This window comes from Ekhidna sp. (genome assembly GCF_963691765.1).
Classification (GTDB): Bacteria; Bacteroidota; Bacteroidia; order Cytophagales; family Cyclobacteriaceae; genus Ekhidna.
The window spans coordinates 3,790,296-3,810,096 of sequence record NZ_OY829375.1; the positions used below are offsets into that span (position 1 = coordinate 3,790,296).

Annotated in this window: 16 protein-coding genes; 10 read left to right on the plus strand and 6 right to left on the minus strand. The window is 39.9% G+C overall.

Annotated elements, in window-relative coordinates; translation table 11 throughout:
* The first annotated feature begins 1 nt into the window (after position 1).
* The 10 genes from ACY650_RS17025 (at position 2) to ACY650_RS17070 (ending at position 10,697) form a co-directional block, all read left to right on the plus strand.
* A complete protein-coding gene (locus ACY650_RS17025; protein ID WP_462249273.1) occupies positions 2–1,249 on the plus strand; it encodes a cation:proton antiporter in 1,248 nt (415 codons plus the stop codon).
* Complete coding sequence (locus ACY650_RS17030; RefSeq protein ID WP_462249275.1) at positions 1,246–1,713, plus strand: hypothetical protein; 468 nt, start codon at positions 1,246–1,248, stop codon at positions 1,711–1,713. The genes ACY650_RS17025 and ACY650_RS17030 overlap by 4 nt, the downstream gene beginning before the upstream one ends.
* A gap of 4 nt (positions 1,714–1,717) precedes the next feature.
* Positions 1,718–3,352, plus strand: a complete 1,635-nt coding sequence (locus ACY650_RS17035; protein WP_462249277.1) for a glutamate synthase-related protein — start codon at positions 1,718–1,720, stop codon at positions 3,350–3,352.
* Positions 3,352–3,558, plus strand: coding sequence for a hypothetical protein (locus ACY650_RS17040; protein WP_462249279.1), 207 nt, complete (start codon positions 3,352–3,354; stop codon positions 3,556–3,558). Before ACY650_RS17035 ends, ACY650_RS17040 begins: the two co-directional genes overlap by 1 nt.
* Positions 3,555–3,692 carry a hypothetical protein gene (locus tag ACY650_RS17045; protein ID WP_462249281.1) on the plus strand — a complete coding sequence of 46 codons (138 nt, stop codon included), beginning with the start codon at positions 3,555–3,557 and terminating at the stop codon, positions 3,690–3,692. The genes ACY650_RS17040 and ACY650_RS17045 overlap by 4 nt, the downstream gene beginning before the upstream one ends.
* Complete coding sequence (locus tag ACY650_RS17050; protein WP_462249283.1) at positions 3,689–4,714, plus strand: Rieske 2Fe-2S domain-containing protein; 1,026 nt, start codon at positions 3,689–3,691, stop codon at positions 4,712–4,714. Before ACY650_RS17045 ends, ACY650_RS17050 begins: the two co-directional genes overlap by 4 nt.
* Positions 4,711–5,520 carry a hypothetical protein gene (locus tag ACY650_RS17055; protein ID WP_462249285.1) on the plus strand — a complete coding sequence of 270 codons (810 nt, stop codon included), beginning with the start codon at positions 4,711–4,713 and terminating at the stop codon, positions 5,518–5,520. The genes ACY650_RS17050 and ACY650_RS17055 overlap by 4 nt, the downstream gene beginning before the upstream one ends.
* A 108-nt stretch (positions 5,521–5,628) precedes the next feature.
* A complete protein-coding gene (locus ACY650_RS17060) occupies positions 5,629–6,096 on the plus strand; it encodes a YHS domain-containing (seleno)protein (protein ID WP_462249287.1) in 468 nt (155 codons plus the stop codon).
* An 86-nt stretch (positions 6,097–6,182) separates the two neighbouring features.
* Complete coding sequence (locus ACY650_RS17065) at positions 6,183–8,858, plus strand: T9SS type A sorting domain-containing protein (RefSeq protein ID WP_462249289.1); 2,676 nt, start codon at positions 6,183–6,185, stop codon at positions 8,856–8,858.
* Positions 8,859–8,915: 57 nt separating this feature from the next.
* Positions 8,916–10,697 carry an acyl-CoA dehydrogenase gene (locus tag ACY650_RS17070; RefSeq protein ID WP_462249291.1) on the plus strand — a complete coding sequence of 594 codons (1,782 nt, stop codon included), beginning with the start codon at positions 8,916–8,918 and terminating at the stop codon, positions 10,695–10,697.
* Positions 10,698–10,714: 17 nt separating this feature from the next.
* Here ACY650_RS17070 and ACY650_RS17075 read toward each other — a convergent pair whose 3' ends face one another.
* From ACY650_RS17075 to ACY650_RS17100, 6 genes are all read right to left on the minus strand, one after another.
* On the minus strand, positions 10,715–11,245 hold the full coding sequence (locus tag ACY650_RS17075) for an NADPH-dependent FMN reductase (protein WP_462249292.1): 531 nt from the start codon (positions 11,243–11,245) through the stop codon (positions 10,715–10,717).
* Positions 11,242–11,667, minus strand: coding sequence for a MarR family winged helix-turn-helix transcriptional regulator (locus ACY650_RS17080; protein WP_462249293.1), 426 nt, complete (start codon positions 11,665–11,667; stop codon positions 11,242–11,244). Before ACY650_RS17080 ends, ACY650_RS17075 begins: the two co-directional genes overlap by 4 nt.
* Positions 11,668–11,749: 82 nt before the next feature.
* Entirely contained in the window at positions 11,750–16,615 is a 4,866-nt protein-coding gene (locus tag ACY650_RS17085) for a LamG-like jellyroll fold domain-containing protein (protein ID WP_462249295.1), read from the minus strand.
* A gap of 248 nt (positions 16,616–16,863) precedes the next feature.
* Positions 16,864–17,919, minus strand: coding sequence for a bestrophin family protein (locus tag ACY650_RS17090; RefSeq protein ID WP_462249297.1), 1,056 nt, complete (start codon positions 17,917–17,919; stop codon positions 16,864–16,866).
* A 54-nt stretch (positions 17,920–17,973) separates the two neighbouring features.
* The gene (locus ACY650_RS17095; RefSeq protein ID WP_462249299.1) at positions 17,974–18,909 is read right to left on the minus strand and encodes a DUF5694 domain-containing protein; all 936 of its coding nucleotides are present in this window, start codon (positions 18,907–18,909) and stop codon (positions 17,974–17,976) included.
* A gap of 78 nt (positions 18,910–18,987) precedes the next feature.
* Positions 18,988–19,785 carry a LytTR family DNA-binding domain-containing protein gene (locus ACY650_RS17100; protein WP_462249301.1) on the minus strand — a complete coding sequence of 266 codons (798 nt, stop codon included), beginning with the start codon at positions 19,783–19,785 and terminating at the stop codon, positions 18,988–18,990.
* Positions 19,786–19,801: the final 16 nt, after the last annotated feature.

The following is a 19,801-nucleotide window of genomic DNA, read 5'->3' on the forward strand; positions in this document are numbered from 1 at the left end:
TATGTTTCAGTCTTTCATCATATTACTCAGCTTAGCTGGTCTGTTTAGTTATATCAATCATAAGTTTGTGAAGCTGCCCAGCACTATTGGTATGACCATGCTTGCTATTATCATGGCAATACCATTGGGACTTCTTGAAGTCTTCAGTCCCGACTTGTTTCATCAGACATGCTCAATTGTAACAACGCTAGACTTTAAAACATTGCTTTTTGATGTGATGTTGAGTCTGTTGCTTTTTGCTGGCGCACTCAATCTCCAAGTACGAGATTTATCCATGGAAAGAAAGTCCATTCTTACATTCGCAACGCTTGGTGTGGTTCTTTCAACAGTTTTAGTTGGGTTTTTCATTTACTGGACCACTGGACTTCTGGGGTTTGATTTGCCTCTAGGCTATGCATTGATTTTTGGAGCATTGATATCTCCAACTGATCCAATCGCAGCGCTTGCGATATTGAAAGAACTAGGCGTAAAGAAATCATTAGAAAGTAAGATTGCAGGAGAGTCCTTGTTTAATGACGGAGTAGGTGTAGTTGTATTTGTCTCTCTTGTGAATATTTTCACGATGAGTGAAGAAGGAGTGGGATTCGGAGAGGTAGTTAGCATTTTCGCTGAAGAAGCATTGGGAGGAATGATTGTCGGAGTTGCTCTCGGACTCATTGGATTTCAACTTTTGAAATCTATATCTGACGAACCTAAGATTGATATCATGCTCACACTCGTGATATCTATGGGAGGATATGCACTTTGCTCTGCTCTAGGCGTATCTGGCCCGCTCGCCATGGTCTTTGCAGCGTTAATTATTGGCGAGAAATTGAGAAATAGTTTAGCCTTTTCATCCGAAGGGAAGATAGAGATGAATCTTTTTTGGGAAGTCTTGGACGAAATACTCAATGCCGTACTTTTTGTGCTCATAGGATTGGAAGTGCTGGTTTTGACTTTCGAGTGGAATTATATGCTAATAAGCGTAGCTGCGATTCCTTTGGTTTTGTTAGCTCGTTTCATAACCGTTGTTGTGTTATCTAAGCTGTTCCCGGATAATGAAGATGATAGCCCGAAAGCTACCGCTAAGATTTTGACATGGGGAGGGTTAAGAGGTGCTATATCTGTCGCATTAGCACTTTCATTGGATCCTTCTCCTTACAGAGAGTTCATACTGTTCGTGACTTATGCGGTTGTGGTATTCTCTATTTTGGTACAAGGACTATCAATTAAAAGCGTGGCTCAAAAACTAAAACTGACAGTGAAATGAAACAGTTACTCACATGCTTCCTTTTAGTTCCAATGCTATCTTTTGCCCAGATGGAGGAAGGCTGGATCGCTCCAGGAGCTAGTTTGGTAGTAGGGCACGAAGGCAATCTCGGATTTAATTTACGAACGCACTACATACCAAACGAACGTTGGTGTATTGGCTTTGAAACGAACCTTTTTCCAGAGAGTGGATCATTGGTTGAAAAGGAGTTTACATTAAATGCACACTATTTCATCGAAGTAGAAGAAGTAGCAAGCTTATATCCACTGCTAGGAGTAGGATATGAAGAAATAAAAGTAGAAGGTGAGTGGGAAGGCGGATGGCGTGCGCTTATTGGAGGAGGTCTCCATAAAAATATTGGTCGATTTGCTCCATATGCAGAGTATATCTATGGCGCTGGATTTGAGAGCCAGGGCATTTTCATTGTTGGCACATTTTACACCATTAAACTCGGTAAAGAATAAATATATGATTGATTTTCAAGACTTAGCAGACCCGGTAAAGATTGCTTCATTTAGCGACTTGGTAGAGAAAGAGCCTACCCATGCTCAAGTATTAGGAACAGACTTGGTAGTTATCAAATATGGTGATGAAGCCTCTGTGCTTTATGGCAGATGCCTACATCGAGGAGCTTTGCTCTCTGACGGATTTATCGATGGTAAAAATCTTATTTGCGGATTGCACAATTGGGACTATCGATACGATACTGGCGTGAGTGCTTATGCACCAGATGAACGCCTAAGAAAGTTTAAGCACAGTATCAAAGACGGAGATCTATATGTTGATCAGGCAGAGGTTGAAGAATTTGAAGACAAAGAGGTACCACCAAGATTTAATGAAGATGAGTATCTAGGAAAGTATCAGGACACACATCCCGAAGCTCCTGAACCTTATAATTCCTATATCCAATCACTTGCTAAGAATGGGTTAAAGGAGTTTGGACACCACGGTCAGACAACAGCTATGGGTGTGGAAAGAGATCTACTTCCTAGTTGGAATGATATTCAATTCTTGCCCGCTCAATTAAGTCGCAAGCCGTTGTTGGATGAGGATGATGTAGATACTTCAGTAGTTATAGGCCCGAATGCCAAGAAACCGCTGAAATTGGATATTCCACTTTTCGTTTCGGATATGTCATTTGGAGCTCTTTCTCGCGAAGCGAAAATTGCTTTGTCCAAAGGAGCAGAAATGGCTGGGACAGGGATTTGCTCTGGAGAAGGAGGTATGCTAGAGGATGAGCAAAAAGAAAATTCAAAGTACTTGTATGAGTTGGCGTCAGCCAAATTCGGATTCTCCTGGGATAAGATGAAGAAAGTTCAGGCTTTCCACTTCAAAGGAGGTCAAGGTGCTAAGACCGGGACCGGTGGTCATTTACCTGGACATAAAGTAGTGGGGGAAATTGCCAAGGTTCGCGGATTAAGCGAAGGAACATCTGCAATTAGCCCGGCAACTTTTACTGACATAAAAACCGCTAAAGAATTTGCAGCATTTGCTGACACCGTTCGTGAGGAGAGTGGAGGTGTGCCAATAGGATTTAAGATCGCAGCTTCACGAATTGAAGAGGACATAGATTTTGCTCTGGAGTCAGGTGTTGATTACATCATTATCGATGGTCGAGGTGGGGGTACTGGAGCCGCTCCAATCGTATTAAGAAACCATATCAACGTACCAACTATACCTGCACTGGCAAGAGCAAGAAAACACTTAGATAAGGTCGGGGCGACTGGAATCAGCCTGGTTGTTACGGGTGGATTGCGTGTTCCGTCCGATTTTGCTAAGGCAATGGCCATGGGAGCCGATGCCATTGCAGTATCAAATTCCGCACTTCAGGCAATCGGATGTTTAGGTATGCGAGCTTGTCATACTGACAACTGTCCGGTGGGAATTGCAACGCAAAAACAAAACCTTAGGTCACGATTGATTATCGAAAAATCAGCCGAAAGACTCGCTAATTATTTCACGGCTTCCGCGGATTTGATGAAAGTCATTAGTCGTGCAGTAGGTCATGATAGTCTGTCTAAGTTGAGCATGGAAGACCTCTCTACATTTGACCATGAGATGCACAAACTTACGGGTATCCAATATGCGGGGGTGAAATCGTGATGGTAACTATCATTAACATATTCTTGACAGCTCTTGCCATATACCTAATTCTTGGAGTTGTATTTAGCATCTATTTCTATTTGAATGGTGCAGCTAAAATTGACGAGGGAACTCAAGGGACTCCATGGCATTTCAAGTTGATCATTTTCCCTGGAGTGGTTTTGCTATGGGCTGCTCTATTGATGAAATTAATTAGAAAGCAATGACTCGAAATTTACGCAAGAGACACCTGATTATTTGGTTCGTCATGGCTGTTCTAATTTCTATGTTGATGGTGATGGCACGAACAAATATTCCTGTATTTAATGGTGATCAATCAGTAGAACAAGTAGGCAAATGAGTGTATCATATACATCAATACTCTGGAACAAAAACAAGAGAAAGTATGATCTCGCACTTTTAGTTGGTGTCGTGCTTTTTATTGCATCATTCACACTTCTGAATTTGACACTTAATCCCGAGGTTACTTTTGAAACGAATCTCATTCGATCGTTTGGATGGTTGTCGATATTGCTACTACATGTGATACTGGTTATCGGTCCGCTGGCAAGATTAAACCCTAGGTTCAATATTGTCCTTTATAATCGAAGGCACCTGGGAGTGACAATGTTCTTCATGGGATTGATACATGGTGGATTTAGCATCATTCAGTTTCACTCTCTTGGAAATGTAAACCCCATCCAATCGGTCTTCCTTTCAAACCTGAGATATGATTCGTTGATGTACTTTCCATTTCAAACGCTTGGGTTTTTAGGACTTTCGATTTTGGCATTAATGGCGGTTAGTAGCCATGACTTCTGGTTGAAAAATCTGGGGCCAAAAACATGGAAAGCGCTTCACATGATGGTCTATGTTGCTTATGGATTATTGATAATGCATATTGTTCTAGGTGCTTTACAAAATGAAACAAGCCCGATAATTTTTGGAATTATAATAGCAGGTTTTGTACTTGTTTCTGTACTTCACTTAGCTGCTGGGTTTAAAGAGATATCGAATGATAAGGAACTAACATCTGATGCTGATTTTGTCAAAGTTTGCTCCGTAGATGATATCGCTGAAAATAGGGCTAAGATTTGTACAGTTAGTGGTGAGCGAGTGGCAATCTTCAAATACGATGGTAAGCTATCTGCAGTGAATAATGTATGTAGACATCAGGGAGGTCCATTGGGAGAAGGAAAGGTTATAGATGGATGTATTACATGTCCATGGCATGGCTATCAATATTTACCAGGGAATGGTCAATCACCGCCTCCATTTACGGAGAAAGTCGAGACCTATGAATTAAGGTTAGAAGGAGATCAAGTAATGATTAACCCTATCCCCAATGAACCAGGAACACCAATTGAACCGATAAAGCTATGAAAGATGATTTCTATGTAGGGTGGAGCGATGAAGTTCCAAAAAGCTATGCTAGTAGTGCTAAGGTGTTTTTTACAGTTGCCTTGTTGGCTATGATTGGTATAGGAATTCTATATGTGAACAATCAAAAAGGATATATCGATAGTGTTTATGAATACGGTTCACTTCAAGAGTATTCGGGCTATTTGGTCAAAGATCCTATTTGGGGACTGAGGGTAGAGGAAAAAGGAATTATAAAGACCATTCCCCTGGTTGGGTTTGGCAAGATGGGACCTGATTGGACATTGTCCAAAATGATGGAGACTCATGACCTTAAAGAAGGGACCATGGTCACGCTTAGAGGTATGGTTTTTCACTATCAAGGTAAGTATTGGATGGAGCTTACCGAAAAAGAGAATAGCTTGGTTTCGGCGGGTAGTCAAACGATGCTTGTTCGAGATATCCGAATGACTGGGTATAAGGAACTAAGTGGGGAGATCGTAGATCCTAAATGCTTTTTCGGTGTGATGAATCCTGCTGATAAGGCTATTCATAGAAGCTGCGCAATACGATGTATTTCAGGGGGAATGCCCCCTTTACTTGCAATACGAGAAGGAGGTAAGTTTGTCGATTATTACTTCCTTCATGGTGCTGAGATGGAATCCATCGCGCAAGAGATCTTGCCTTTCGTAGGCATTCCAATTAAAGTACAAGGTGAGGTTGCCACCTATGATGATTGGAAATCCATTGTTGTTGATGTCAATGACATAGCTTTAGCTAATTCGTCTAATGTCGGATCATCCAATTTGGCTTATTCGATTTGTCAATAGCGTTACTTATCTGGAGATATAGTTGTGTGGAATAAATAAAAATTCTACTCTAATTAAACATATTTTGATTTCTTGGTGTTGCTTTTAAACCACCAAATGGTTTAGCAATTGGATGTAGCGTTGACAGAATATTACCATAAAGATGGCGTTGCGCTTGATGGATATGATGTAGTCTCTTATTTTGAAGGGGGGCAAGTCGTAAGAGGTAAGTCATCATTCGCTTGTGTCTGGAGCAATGTTCTCTGGTTGTTTTCCAGTGAGGATCATTTAGAGAAATTTTCTAATCATCCGGAGAAGTATGCACCTCAGTTTGGTGGATTTTGTGCTTATGGTGCAGCCAATGGTTACAAGGCTTCCACTAAACCTGAAGCTTTTTCTATCATAGATGGAAAATTATACCTCAACTTTGCCAAGTATGTCAGGAGCAGGTGGCAGGAAAAACAAACATCTCATATTCAAGCTGCCAATAGTTTATGGGATGAAACGAAGCATTCAAACCCCATCAAAGCTCATCCAATTCCAATTTGGTGGAAATATCAAATTCTAAAGTTGACTAGGAAGGATATTTTTGAGTGATATTGGCCCTAAGCTTAAAAATGGCCTTTAACTGAGTTTTGTAAATACTATTCTCTTATTTTTATGGTGTAAAGTACTTGCCACCTATGAAAATTAGATTATTACTACTCACGCTTCTATCATTTTCATTTGCAATATATAATTCTTCAGCTCAAGAGATTAAAGGTTCTTTTGAGATGCCTCAATTAGTAAGGCAAGCAGATATCAATAGTTTGCAGTGGCTTGATGATGGTAAGATACTCGTCGGTGGCAGAATCAATTTTTATGAAGACCAATCAGTAAGTCACCTGATTCGTTTGAATAATGATGGTACATTAGATGATACCTTTCTTGGAACTTCGGATCATGTAGTAATGACCATTGATACACTTACAACCGGAGAAATTATCGTTGGAACCAATGCTCACATCAGAAAACTAAGTGCTGACGGTGTGATGATTGAGGAGTTGCTACTCAGTGAGGATGATAACTTAGAACATATCGTACTTGGCGAAGATTTTATGTTGGTTGTGGTGTATCACAATTACTCCGTTCGCAGGGTTAGCAAGTATGATCTTGACCTTAAGCAAGATGAAGATTTTACAACGCTTAACTTTTCTGGTCACTTAATGGATGTGGCCCTGCACCAAGGCAAAGTTTTGGTGAGTGGCTTCCTATTAATGAAAGATGGACAATCCATATCTTCAGTTTCAAGATTCAACATGGATGGGACAGAAGATGAAACGTTTGTATTTAGCGTGTCCGTTCCGGAATCATGGGGCGATCTTGATGGAATTCCATTTGAAAAACTTTATGTCACAGATGAAGATGAAATCTACATTCAAGCGCGAGCCTACAATGGATTTTTAAAGTTAAGCGCAACTGGAAATCAAACTGCTTTTGTGTTTGATGATACCGATTTCAGGATAGATGTTGTTGATGCAAGTTTTATCGATCAGGACAATAACATTTACTACATCGGCTATTCTAACTACTATGGAAATAATGATTCATACGGAAGAAGATTAGTTAAATATGATGGTAATGGAAATCTGATTGATGATTTTCAGATTTCCATGCTGACTGAAAAAAATCCGAAGGATCCAATTATAAGCGTGAATCTCGATGGAGATGTGCTTGTTGGCAATATCAATAATCTTCAGAATAGGTATGGTTTAAATAAGATTCAATCGAGTGGGCTTGTTGTTACTGGATTTACTCCGGAGGTAGGGACCTATGGTTCAATTGAAGTTGCAGAAGTTGATGGAGATAGATTTGTAGTTGCAGGAGATTTCAATAGGCTGAATGACTTCATCACAAATGATATAGCTGTTCTTGATCTAAATGGATCTGTGGATGAGAGTTTTTCATTCAATGGTGCTTTAGAAAGAACACCAACCGACATTGGATTTTACAATGGAAACATTTTTGTAGCTAATGGATCTGAAGTAAGAAAGTTTCTTTCAGACGGTCAGATTGACGAAACGTTCAATACCCAACCAGAATTTCTTTTCCAGGGGTTTTCAATAGTATGGTTTGGTGAAAACATTCACATCCAAAGTGATGGTAAGATTGTCACCACATCGCCAAACGGAGTATTTAGAATGGATGAAAATGGTAATCCTGATAACTCTTATGGTCCCTATTATCCTTCACCTACTATTACCACCGCATTTGATTCAGACATGGATAAGAATGATAGAGTGATATTTGGTGGCAACTATGATCAACTTAAAGATGGAGTATTTAGCGATATCGCAAAGATTAACTCTGACGGAACATTTGATGAATCCTTTCAAGTGGTAAGAGATTCTTCTAGTGGCTATTGGCCTGGAATCACTAATATAACAGCGCTTACCAATGGAGAAACGATAGTATTCGGATTCTTCGAGCGGTTTTCTAACTATGCTGCTCCACGTCGAATGGTCAAATTAGACAAAGATGGAAAGGTCGATACGCGTTTCTTGAGCTTTGTCAATCAAACGTTCAATGTAGCAGCAGGTAATCTTGATAATTACACTTCCTTCAGAGGAGGTTTTATGGTGGCTGGTAGTAATTCTTATCAAATTATAGATGATGAGTTTGTTTTCAACTACCAATTACATGTATTTAATAATAGTGGGATCTATCAAACTGAATTTGGAATACCAGATGCTTTCCAACCTACCAAGAGAATTATTCCTTTAATTATTAACAATAACGACATCATTTTAATTTCGGAATTTCGAAGTGAAGATCAAGCACCTATTCATGGAATTAGACTTAAAGTCAACAACCTTCCAAAAATTACTAGCCACATAGAAAATATAGTCCTTGACGAGGCTGGATTTAACTTAATATATGACCATCTAGAAGTAGAGGATTCAGATAACGTGTATCCAGATGATTTTGAAATACAAGTTTATGATGGGCTAGATTTCTCAGTAAATGGGACTACCATCATACCAAGTGAAGGTTTTTCTGGAGAGTTAGAGGTTCTTGTTACTGTTAAAGACGGAAGTAATGAAAGCAATTTTGTCGTGATTCCGATGTCTGTTGGCAATCCTCTTTCAGCGGATGATGATTTAGGTATAGAAGTTTTTCCAAACCCCACTTCAGATATTGTAAGAATTAAAGCACATGATTCTGCTGAGATTGAAATTCGAGATTTAGCAGGAAATTCGATAGCAATTCTAGATGGTCCATCAAACTTCGATTTATCAAAATATGAACCGGGCGTTTATCTATTCCGCATTAAAGATTCTGATGGAAAAGTAGTTGTTAAAAAAGTAATTAAGCAATAGAGTCAATTTCTGCTTCTTAACTGATATCTTAAAGGATCAATTTTAAGATATCCTTGAATGCAATATTACGATCCAAAAACCTTATCCTTTTTACTTTCTGATGTTCATCACTTAGAAGAATTATTAGACACTGATCGATACGCCGCATACGACAGTCAATCCATTGATTTATTACTTGATGCAGTAAAAGACTTCAGTGATAGCTCTTTATTTCCATATATCAAGGAAATGGATGAGAGACCATCTGTTTTTAAAGATGGAAGGGTAACAGTCCACGAACAGTTTGGACCGATCATGAAGAAGGCTGGAGAGATGGGTTTGATTGGTGCGTTCATGGATGAAAAAGACAATGGGCTGCAATTACCAATCACGGTATTTAATGCGATTTATTTTATCATGGAAGCAGCCAATAACCATGTTACTGGGTATTTGGGATTAACTGCTGGTTCGGCTAACCTCATTGTGGCATTTGGTTCTGAAGAATTGAAAAATAAGTACGTCCCGAATATGCTTGAAATGCGCTGGTCAGGAACGATGTGCTTGACTGAGCCACAGGCAGGAAGCTCGCTTTCAGATATTACCTCATCTGCAACACCAAAAGGGGATGGAACATATTCAATCAAAGGACAAAAGATCTTTATTTCTGCCAGCGATCATCAATTCTCTGACAACTTTATACACTTGGTTTTAGCTCGCGTTGATGGGGCTCCTGCAGGAACCAAAGGAATATCATTGTTCGTAGTTCCACAGTATCATGTTAATGATGATGGTTCTATTGGTGATTTTAATCACGTTGATGTCGTGGGTGAATTTGAGAAATTGGGGCAAAGAGGATACTGCACCAATCACCTTGCATTTGGCGATAGCGGTGAAAGCCTAGGTTATTTGGTTGGACAAGAAAATAAGGGCCTGAGCTACATGTTTCAAATGATGAATGAAGCGCGAATTGCTACAGGTCGGATGGGAACAGGGATTGCTTCAGCAGCTTACTATGCTTCATTACAATATGCTAAAGAACGTCCACAGGGAAGGAAGCTTCAAAGTTCGGGTGAAAAGGACATGAATGAAGAGCAGACATTGATCATCAATCATCCAGATGTAAAGCGAATGCTTCTGCATCAGAAAGCAATAGTTGAAGGTAGCTTGAGCTTGATATTGCAATGTTCATACTACGTAGATAAATCATTGACCGCAGATGGAGAGGATAAAAACAACTATCATCTTTTATGCGAGATATTAAATCCTGTAGCTAAAACATATCCATCTGAAGCCGGCAAAGATGCTGTTGATACCGGGCTGCAAGTATTAGGCGGATACGGCTATATGATGGATTTCATCCTTCAGCAATACCATAGAGACATTAGAATTATATCTATCTATGAAGGAACTACAGGAATTCAATCTTTGGATCTGTTAGGTAGAAAGGTGACAATGATGGAGGGTGCTGCATTGAGACTTCTAGCTAAAGAAATTGAGTCCACAGTAATGGCCGCAATGGGAGTAGAGGAGTTGAAAAATCATGCGATGACGTTAGGGGAAAGCGCCAAAATGATAGAAGCATGTCTTGGCCATCTGATGCCTCATGCGATGCAAGGGAATCATGAACGTTACCTGGCTGATGCCACTATATTTATGGATCTTTTTGGAACCATCGTAATAGGATGGCAATGGCTGAAAATGGGAGTGTCAGCTATGCAAAAAGATGAAACTTTCAAGCAAAGTAAACTTCATACCTTGAATTACTTCTATAAGTATGAAATGTCACGATGCAAAGGACTGCAAAAGACCATTTGCAATGACGATGATGTGACAATAAGAATGGGAGCAGAGATGTTTTAACCTCGCTCCCTTAGCTATTATAATGCTTGCTCAAAAGCTTTTAGTTGTTCCTCAAAACTTGACTTTAAACCTGCGTCTACTATTCCTGAGTCATCAAAGTTGCTACCAAATGACGGAAGCGAAAAAGCACCAGCAACTTTTGCTCCTTGATGGGGCATGATAGATTTTGCAGATTCAAGTACCCCTTGGCCACCTCTGCCTCCAGGTGAGGTTGCAAGTAATAGCATTGGGGTATCTGCCCATGTGCCTTTTTCGATTCTGGATACCCAATCAGTAATGTTTTTGAATGCTGCACTAAAACTGCCATTATGTTCGGCTAGTGATAGAACTACACCATCCGATTCTTTGATTAATGATTTAAAATCGTGGGCTTCTTGCGGTATTCCATTCTCGGTTTCTTTGTCGATGCTGTATAAAGGCAGTTCAAAATCATTTAAATCTACCTCTTGAATTTCTGCTCCGGCAAGTTCATTGGCCGCCCAGGTTGCAAATCGCTTATTTATGGAATTTCGGCTACTACTACCTCCGATTGCAAGTACTTTCTTCATTTCGTTTCTCCTTTTAGTTTTTTTATTAATTCTGTTAATTGCTCTAGTTCTGTATTTGATAGATTATTCTTCATAGAGGAGTGAAACTTGCTCAGTTTTTGGTCCAATATCTTTAAATGGTCAACACCACTTTGAGTTATTGTGATATCCATTTTACGCCTATTGGAAGGACACTCTTTTCTTTCTACAAATTGTTTATCCAAAAGCTTATCTATAATTCGAGTGACATTGCTACTGCGTTGAACCATCTGAGATTGAATTTCCTGGACCGTAACAGGTTTTCCGTTCCTACCATTCAATATTCTCAGGACGTTGAATTGTGGCTCTGTTATATCAAACTCTTTAAGTTCAATAGAAACTTGATCAGTAATCCAATGTCCTGTCTTAATCACTTCTAGTATGGCTTTTAAATAATTACTCATCTATACAACTATTGTACATACAACAATAACAGTATTATTCTAGAATGGTTCACTTTTCATTAATTTTTAAACGATTAGTCGCTTATTGCTTGATAATCTTTCTAGAGAAAGACATACTATTTGAATTGACATTGATAATGTAAATGCCTGATTGCAAGAGACTTGTATTTATTGGAATCAAGTTTACGCCCACACCAATGGTGACGTTTTCTACAATCACTCGATTACCACTTAAACTAGTCAATTCAATGACTGCATTGCCTGCCAATGGTGCATTAATCTCCATTGTCAAAAGTTCACCTACAGGATTTGGATATACATTGAAACTCGCTTGTTCATCAGATTCAATGCTTATTTCAACTATCTGACTAAGTGTTTCTGTGCCATCAAAATCTACTTGTTTCAATCGGTAGAACACTTGCTCAGAACTAAATATTTCAATATCGATGTATGAATAGGAGAGTACGGAATTACTATTTCCGGATGGTGACTTAGAATCAACAATATCTATAACTCGCCAATGGTCTTGATCAATGCTTCTAAGTATTTCAAAATGTTCATTGTTAATTTCAGTAGCAGTTGACCATGTCAGTCTGTTTATATTTTCTATTCTCTTGGCTTGGAATGCAACTAAATCGACAGGAAGGGGAGCGCTAGCTGCTCCAAACGTAGTTTGGCTAAATGATGTGATTCCATTAAAAACCGCTTCACCCGTCCCTACATTTACAGAGCTTGCAGAAATGATTGTCCCCCACGTACCATTCGATTTGCTATCACGCTTGAAAAGGAAAACGCTTGCAGGATTCGTTTGTGTAAATGCTGCTGCACCATAAGTATAAGTAAGATTTGCACTCGTGAATGTACCTGCACCATAGATTTCCAGTATCCAATATGGGGAGTTTATTTCCTCTTCCAGCATATTTTCATTTCCGGGCAATGTTCCGATCGGGACATTATTAATCTCAAATGCTACCATATCAAACGACCCAGACACACCAATAAATTCAACCGTTAAGCCACTGCTCAATACAGTTGTTCCATCTGTGGTGATGGTTGCACTGTAAGCATTCCCTTTGCCAACTGGAGAGGTAGATGTTTCCCATGTAGTCGTTCCTGACAATGTCCCTTCATTGCTGGTAATTATATTTTGAGTCGCGCTACCGGTATTCTCGTTGAATTGCCAATAGCCTACTAAATCAGTATCCAGCCCATCTGCAATTAGGAAGTTGTTTGTTCTAACCTCTGTTTCCGTCAACACTTTGTTCCATATTCTAAGCTCATCTATGGATCCTCCGAAGAAATCAGAGGTGACACCTATACCATCCCAATCTTGACCAATCACCCAGTCCAATCCATCTGGATCACCGATGACCTCAGAGATGGTATTCTGAAATAATTGAGCACCGTCTTTATATACAGTAATTTGGGAGGTAGTACCGGTGAGTTTATCCACCGTCACTACTATGTGCTGAAGACCTGCCTCTGGAGTCCCTCCAGATGTGGTGGTTCCTCTAATATCCACTTCAATTGCTCCTGAGTTGAAGCCTATTTTAAAAATATCGTTCCCTGATGCATCGTGCTTGGCAAGGAAGGTTTGTCCGTCATTTGTTGTAGACGGATTAATCCACATTTCAGCAGAAAAGGATTCATTGATACTCAGATTTGAAAGGGTAGTATAGTCACTAGTTCCATTCAAAGATAAATGGGTGCCAGGATCATTTTCTGTAATATTCACATTTGCCGCATTGGTAGGTCCAGATATTTCGAAATCATCAATCATGAATCCATCTCGTGCATACCCACCACTGTAACCAGCGTTGACATAAAGCACAAATCTAAATGCTACGGTTGCATTACCGCCAAGAAATGAAACATCGTAGGAGGTGGCCTCATTCGAATAGTTGTCATTAAACCCGGTGCGATCGTGAATGACATTTGTTTCTAGGCTGCTTGCTGAGTTTGGACCTTTGTCGTACCAATTTGTTCCGCTGCCGTCATCACTCCCCAGTCTGGTCCAGTTGGTTCCATTGTCAGTTGAATATTGTACCTGCACGCCAAATGGAGCATTCACAAATTGACGTTCCATGCTTTTTCGGAAACTCAATGTGTAGGTTCCTGTCTCAGTGAAGTTGAAGTTTGGCGAGAATAGTGCGCACGAATAGTCTGCTTGTGTGATGTCTGAAGAAAGTGAAGTCTTCCATGCATCTGTACCAGAGTTAACTGTAGAAATAGCATTGCCAGGAGTACCCAACTCCCACAAATCAATTCCTCCGGCTAAGTCATCAGATCCAAAGTAGGTAGTATTGGTTTCGAAGTTTCCACCATCCGCAGCAGAGAATGGAATGGCGACGTTTGGCAACACATGTATGAATCCTGATTTTGTTTGTGAGTCAGCTCCTCCGTTAATCGTAAGCGTCACATTGTAAACACCTGATCTTTTATATGTATGACTCGGATTTTCTTCGGTTGAAATTCCACCATCTCCAAAATCCCACTCCCAGGAAGTCGCTTGGTAGGAGGCATCCGTAAAATTGATGCTCGCCTCTGCATAAATGGTATTTCTATCAGAAGTGAAGTCTGCATGCACTGTAGTGAAAATATCAGAAGTAAAGATGCCTCTGCCATGTGTTCCTGCTACTACCAGGTTATCGGATGACCGTATTTGCAGCATGTCCGTACGAACGTTAGCTAACCCATTGTTTGATGCTTCCCAAACCGTAGAAGCTCCGTTAAGATTGTCAGTAGACCAGACACCAAGTTCGGTAGCAATCAATGCTTGATCACTATTATTGGGGTTGAATAGCGCCCACCTTACTGGCATATCAGGCAGGTTTCCTTCTACCTCTGTCCAACTCGTACCTCCGTTGGTGGTTTCCCAGACACTGCTAACTCCATAATTCGAGTAAGTGACCAATAAGTGGTTATCATTTCCATCCTCAATCGCAATGCAAGAAACTGAGCCAGCGGGGAAACTTCCACTGCCAATATTGGTTCCAGCAGGTATTGAAGCTGCATTTTCTACTCTAACGACTCTTCCATTATCTAATCCAAAAAATACGCGCTCAGAAGTGTTTTCTGATGCAGTTACAGCTGTAACGTTTCCAGAATTAAACGCAGTGATATCTCCGCTAGTAAACCAAGTTATCGTGCCTGCCTCTGTATCATTGGTGAGCAAATATTGACCTGCTGCCAATCCGGCATAAAACATATTATCTGCATTGGCTAAATCTGAGGGATTGATAAATGAACCACTACCACTATTGAGTACACCGCTAAAGGTCAATCCTCCGTCTGTTGATCGATTGATGTTTGCGTTTGTAAAAGCCGTAAATTGGATATTTGGATTATCCTGATCAATGTGGGCAAAGCCACCATCACCACCGGTTACTTCCACTATTGACGCTACTCCCAAGTTGGAAACTTTGTTAGTTCCATTGTCTTGAGTGCCACCAATAAATCCAGGATCATATGCAGTCGGCTCCATGGCGATTGAATAAAACTGCGAGGTATTATATCCAAATTCTTTTCTGCTAAATGTAGGAGAGGTGGCACTTCCATCTTGGGTAGAATATATTCCACCGTCATTGCCAAAATAGATCACATCAGAGCTCCCTGGTTGATAAACAATCGTATGCTGATCAGCATGAACTTCTGGAAAATCATCAGTACCTGCCCAGTTGGTCATTTGAGTCCAGTTAGTACCACCATCAGTGGTTCTCAGTAAATCTATTCCTCCTATGTAAACCACATCTTCATCATTTGGATCTACAGCCAGAGTTAGATCATACCATGCTTGTCCTCTGGTAAAGTCCGTAGAAGGAGAGGAGCAGTCCTGATCGCACCAGGAAGGAGTAGTAAGTGTATTCCAGGTGGTACCACCGTTGGTGGACCTCATGATCTTCTTAATTGAAGCGTCATCTTCTTGAACTAAAGCATAAATGTATTCTGAGTTGCTAGGCGCGGTTGCAAGTTCTATTCGTTCTTCATCTGCTGCTGAGGTATAAATTTCACTTCCTCCCCAAGTAGCTCCATCATCAGTAGACTTCCAGATGCTGTTGTTTTGGAAGATGCCAAAACTTGCATAGACATCGCCATCAGCTCCGATTTCTATATCTGAAGCCCACTCAAATTGACCGGATAATCCTGTTAGCACTTTTGTCCAGCTTGTTCCACCGTCTGTCGACCGCATGACACCACCACGGTTGGTAAAGTTTCCTCTCGTTGCGGCCAGAATAGTTCCGGATGTGGTCACAACAATCTTATTTACATAGAGAAAATTACAATCTCCACCTCCAGCGCATGTGGTAAAGTTATCTGTGACTGTACTTGTCAATTGTGTCCAAGTGTCTCCACCATCGGTACTTTTCCAAATTCCATTTCCTTGAATTGCATCTACATTGAAGAAACCTTCTCCTGTACCGAAGTACATGGTTGTAGTTGTATTGGGATCGTAAGCCAATGTAGTTATGGCCATGTTTTCAAAAAAGTCGTTGACTGATGTCCAGTTTGGACTTTCCTTGGTTATATCCGTAGTCTTCCATAAACCTCCGGCAATACTGGCAGACCATATCGTATTGTTGCTTACATCATTTGGGTCAACCATGATTGCTCGCGTACGACCTCCAAGGTTATTGGGACCACGCTCTTTCCACGAAACTCCTGGAATAGCATCTAACAAAATCTCACCACCTTTTTGAGATTTCATTCGCTCTTTAACTTTATATGCTTCGTAAAGCCTATTTCTTGGAACAATGCCTAATGCTGGATCTTTGGTTCGTTCAAACTCTTGCTCTGCAGCAAGGTCCATGCGCGTACGCTTATCGAGTTTTTTAAAGTCTGGGTTTTGAAGGGCTACGATTTCGGAATCACTATCGCTTAAATTGATTATCAAAATCAATAAAAACAGGATAGGGATTAAGTATAAAATCCTTTTAGGTGGTCGCATCATTTCATAGCTGGTTATGGACCAGATTAAATCATGCTAATCAAGTCCAATCTCAAAAAATACTAGGTTCTGTAACTCTCAAAAATACAAAATGAAATAGGATATTCTATTGATTTAATTTCATTTTTTTAATTGAAAAACCCTCAGCGCTAAGTGAATAAATGCATAACTAATTGCTAATCAATTAGGTTAAGTTTTAATGTAAGAAGTTATGCTTGATTTCTCTTGCAATCTTCAATGACTAGATGCAGTTAGAACTGAACATTGTAATCTGCTGGAAATTGACCTGGAATATCATCTTTATTTTCGCCTAAATTCTGACGCAAATCAATTTCAATGCCTCTGGCTATCGTAGAGATAGGGACATCATTGGATGTACCTTCGAATGGATTATCTCCGGTTCTTCCAATTCGCTCCATCGTGTGAAATACCCATCCGATGGCAGTATAAACTGGTATTGCAAACCAAATGAACAGGTCACCAATTACCGGATAAGTTTCGGATAAGTCATTGCCAATATCCATAAATTGTGGAACGAGAGCTACCGGAAGAAACATCAGTAAGATCCACATGAAATAGTGATTGAGCGTTGCAAACTGTCTTGGGTACGGAAAATTTTTAATCCGCTCACTTTTCCCCTGAAGGTCAAAAAGGTCTTTCTGGACACTTTCTAATTCCAGGAATGAAAATTCCCAAATATGTCCTGAATCTTTAAGCTTTCTTAAATGATGAGATTGTTGATACAAAAGCGCAGTCTGCTTATTGTCTTTTGATAGAACATCCTCTAAGTCTTCTTTGCTTAGGTAAGGTCGTAAGTCGTCTTCTAAAGCTGATAATCTTTCTGGTGGTCGAATGCCCCATTCTTGATTCGTTTTTTGGTCAGCGGTTGTTTCCCATTGCTTCTTAGCTCTCATTGCATGACGTAGAGCAGTCATCCAGGCGATATGGCGGTAAGTAAGCACCTTCACTTCTTCATGCAATTCTTCATCTGATAGTTTTTTGCTTGCATGATCATTGGTGACCATATCTTGAACAAACATTCCAAATGAGCGAGAAGTATTTACGATGCCACCCCAAATTTTTCGAGCTTCCCATATCCGATCATAAGTAGCATTATTTTGAAAACCTACGATGAATGCTACCGCTGTACCAATAAGAGCGATTGGAGTCCAGGGAATCTGAAGCCAATTGAGATCTAAGAAGTAGTAGGCCAATACCCACAGAATAATAATGCTTAGAATTTTTAGCGTATCGAATCTGGTCCAAATGGCCAGTTCTGAAGCGCGGTAGGTTCGTCTGGTATACATAAGCTATTAGGTTGATACTGTTAACATCAATCAACCAGGGAATAGTTTCAATGTTTACATCTGATTCAAAATTCTAACATCCAACTCAGGGAATTGATCCAAAAGGGAATCCCTAATGCCTAACACATGACCTGCACCAACAATCACTATTGCTCGATTTTGCTTATTTGCTAGAACTTGTTCTCCAATATTTTTAGCCATCCCGGCGTTTCGCTGATCCCAGATTTGACCTGCTTGAATGCAAGGTTCGCATTCGGTTTTCCGAAACGTAAATCGATTGCCAGGATCATAACTTTGAAGCGTTTTTATTCGATTGGTATGCTTACCTAGTCTACCAATTAGAGCTGGGAAAATGGCCTTTCGATAGGACTTCTTGTTGATTTTTACCAGGTATTTGACCTCACCATCGACTTGACTTTCCTTGATACACTGACGCCATAACTTATGGTAGTCTTTATTGCCATGCTGATGATCCATTGAGTAGATTTTATTCATATTCATTTTGATGGCAAGCTTGGCTGTTAGATCTCCGCCTTCTCTTCGCAATGGCTTTAAACTTCCATTTAACCCATACTTTGCTAGATATGAATAGTAGTGCCAATTGGCCTTATCTCTGGCAATAGCATAGTAAGTAGATAGGTATTCATAGTCTGATCGTGTCATATCGAAAACACTTTGTTTTACTAGTTTTTTTGTACGACAGGTGTCCGCTTCAAATGATTTTTTCAAACTGTCTCCAAATGGTAAAAACCAATTCGATTCGTAGTTTATTAAGCTTAATGAATCATCTGGTCTCTGTCGTTCCACATAGATCGCATCAGGGCCAAATTCAATTGCTTGTTTCAGCAATGGGCGATAGCTGTTTTTAACAATTTTAGGTACCTCATGCATAGTCCCAACAATCAAGACGATTGGCTTTTTTGTTTCTTGACCGAGTACTGGTAACGCGAAAACAGCTATCAATAAAAGGATTGAAAATTGTTTGATCATAATGTTTGAATTTGATGAGCAAACGTACTTTTCAATTTGTATCAAAAAGGGCTGGTGAAGCTTTGCTGTGGTGAAATATTACGACGTTGTGGTAGAATTAACAGCCATTTCCAGATTTGATTGGAAGGTCTTTGAAACTGGAATCTCAATATCATCAATTAGAATGATACTGAGCTTTCTATTACCAGTTTTCCATTGCTTAAAGTGATAGGGGTTTATCAAATAAGACCGATGTGCCCTTGTTAGTTGAGAAAGGTCTTTTTCAATATCGGATAGTTTGGCTCTAATCAGTTGCTTTTTCAGTGAGTCTTCTTTGTAGGTCACTTCAATGTAGTTGTCTGCCGATTGTATGTAAACAAGATCTTGAATATTTAAGCGCAAACTCTCATATGATCCTTGTCCCTTAATTTCTATTTTATCTGAATTCAACCTCTTCTCTTGAAACCTTCCAAATAACCACCTAACTACAACTACCATTGGGAAAATGGTAAAGCTGGCTGGTAAAAATATGTTCGTAAAGAAATATGAAAGGGTATAGGCATTCGGATGCTGATCCATCACGATGTAATAGTAAACCATACGCATCGCTAGGAATGTCAAACTTACTAATGTGAAAAGAAGTATCAACTCAGACCTTAAGCTCCATTTCCTACCTCTTTTTTTATAAAGAAGGTTTTGTAGAGGAAGGATGGAAATGTAGCATAAAGAACAAAACAGTCCGTAAACAGGCAGGTAAATAAGTTTTTCTTGATCACTTAATTCATTGACGTCAAGAGGTTCGGTTGCAAATAAGAATATGAAAATCCAAAGAGCCAAGCCTAGAGCAATCAATAGGTGATTCTTTAGGCTTGGCTCAAATGGATACTTAATCTTCATGCGGTTTGAATCTCAA

Bases quoted from the DNA above. Each gene is read 5' to 3' on its own strand.
- ACY650_RS17095 (WP_462249299.1), bottom strand. From the start codon at position 18,909: ATGATCAAACAATTTTCAATCCTTTTATTGATAGCTGTTTTCGCGTTA.
- ACY650_RS17025 (WP_462249273.1), top strand. From the start codon at position 2: ATGTTTCAGTCTTTCATCATATTACTCAGCTTAGCTGGTCTGTTTAGT.
- ACY650_RS17065 (WP_462249289.1), top strand. From the start codon at position 6,183: ATGAAAATTAGATTATTACTACTCACGCTTCTATCATTTTCATTTGCA.
- ACY650_RS17080 (WP_462249293.1), bottom strand. From the start codon at position 11,667: ATGAGTAATTATTTAAAAGCCATACTAGAAGTGATTAAGACAGGACAT.
- ACY650_RS17070 (WP_462249291.1), top strand. From the start codon at position 8,916: ATGCAATATTACGATCCAAAAACCTTATCCTTTTTACTTTCTGATGTT.
- ACY650_RS17050 (WP_462249283.1), top strand. From the start codon at position 3,689: ATGAGTGTATCATATACATCAATACTCTGGAACAAAAACAAGAGAAAG.
- ACY650_RS17085 (WP_462249295.1), bottom strand. From the start codon at position 16,615: ATGATGCGACCACCTAAAAGGATTTTATACTTAATCCCTATCCTGTTT.
- ACY650_RS17035 (WP_462249277.1), top strand. From the start codon at position 1,718: ATGATTGATTTTCAAGACTTAGCAGACCCGGTAAAGATTGCTTCATTT.
- ACY650_RS17090 (WP_462249297.1), bottom strand. From the start codon at position 17,919: ATGTATACCAGACGAACCTACCGCGCTTCAGAACTGGCCATTTGGACC.
- ACY650_RS17075 (WP_462249292.1), bottom strand. From the start codon at position 11,245: ATGAAGAAAGTACTTGCAATCGGAGGTAGTAGTAGCCGAAATTCCATA.
- ACY650_RS17055 (WP_462249285.1), top strand. From the start codon at position 4,711: ATGAAAGATGATTTCTATGTAGGGTGGAGCGATGAAGTTCCAAAAAGC.
- ACY650_RS17045 (WP_462249281.1), top strand. From the start codon at position 3,555: ATGACTCGAAATTTACGCAAGAGACACCTGATTATTTGGTTCGTCATG.
- ACY650_RS17030 (WP_462249275.1), top strand. From the start codon at position 1,246: ATGAAACAGTTACTCACATGCTTCCTTTTAGTTCCAATGCTATCTTTT.
- ACY650_RS17040 (WP_462249279.1), top strand. From the start codon at position 3,352: ATGGTAACTATCATTAACATATTCTTGACAGCTCTTGCCATATACCTA.
- ACY650_RS17100 (WP_462249301.1), bottom strand. From the start codon at position 19,785: ATGAAGATTAAGTATCCATTTGAGCCAAGCCTAAAGAATCACCTATTG.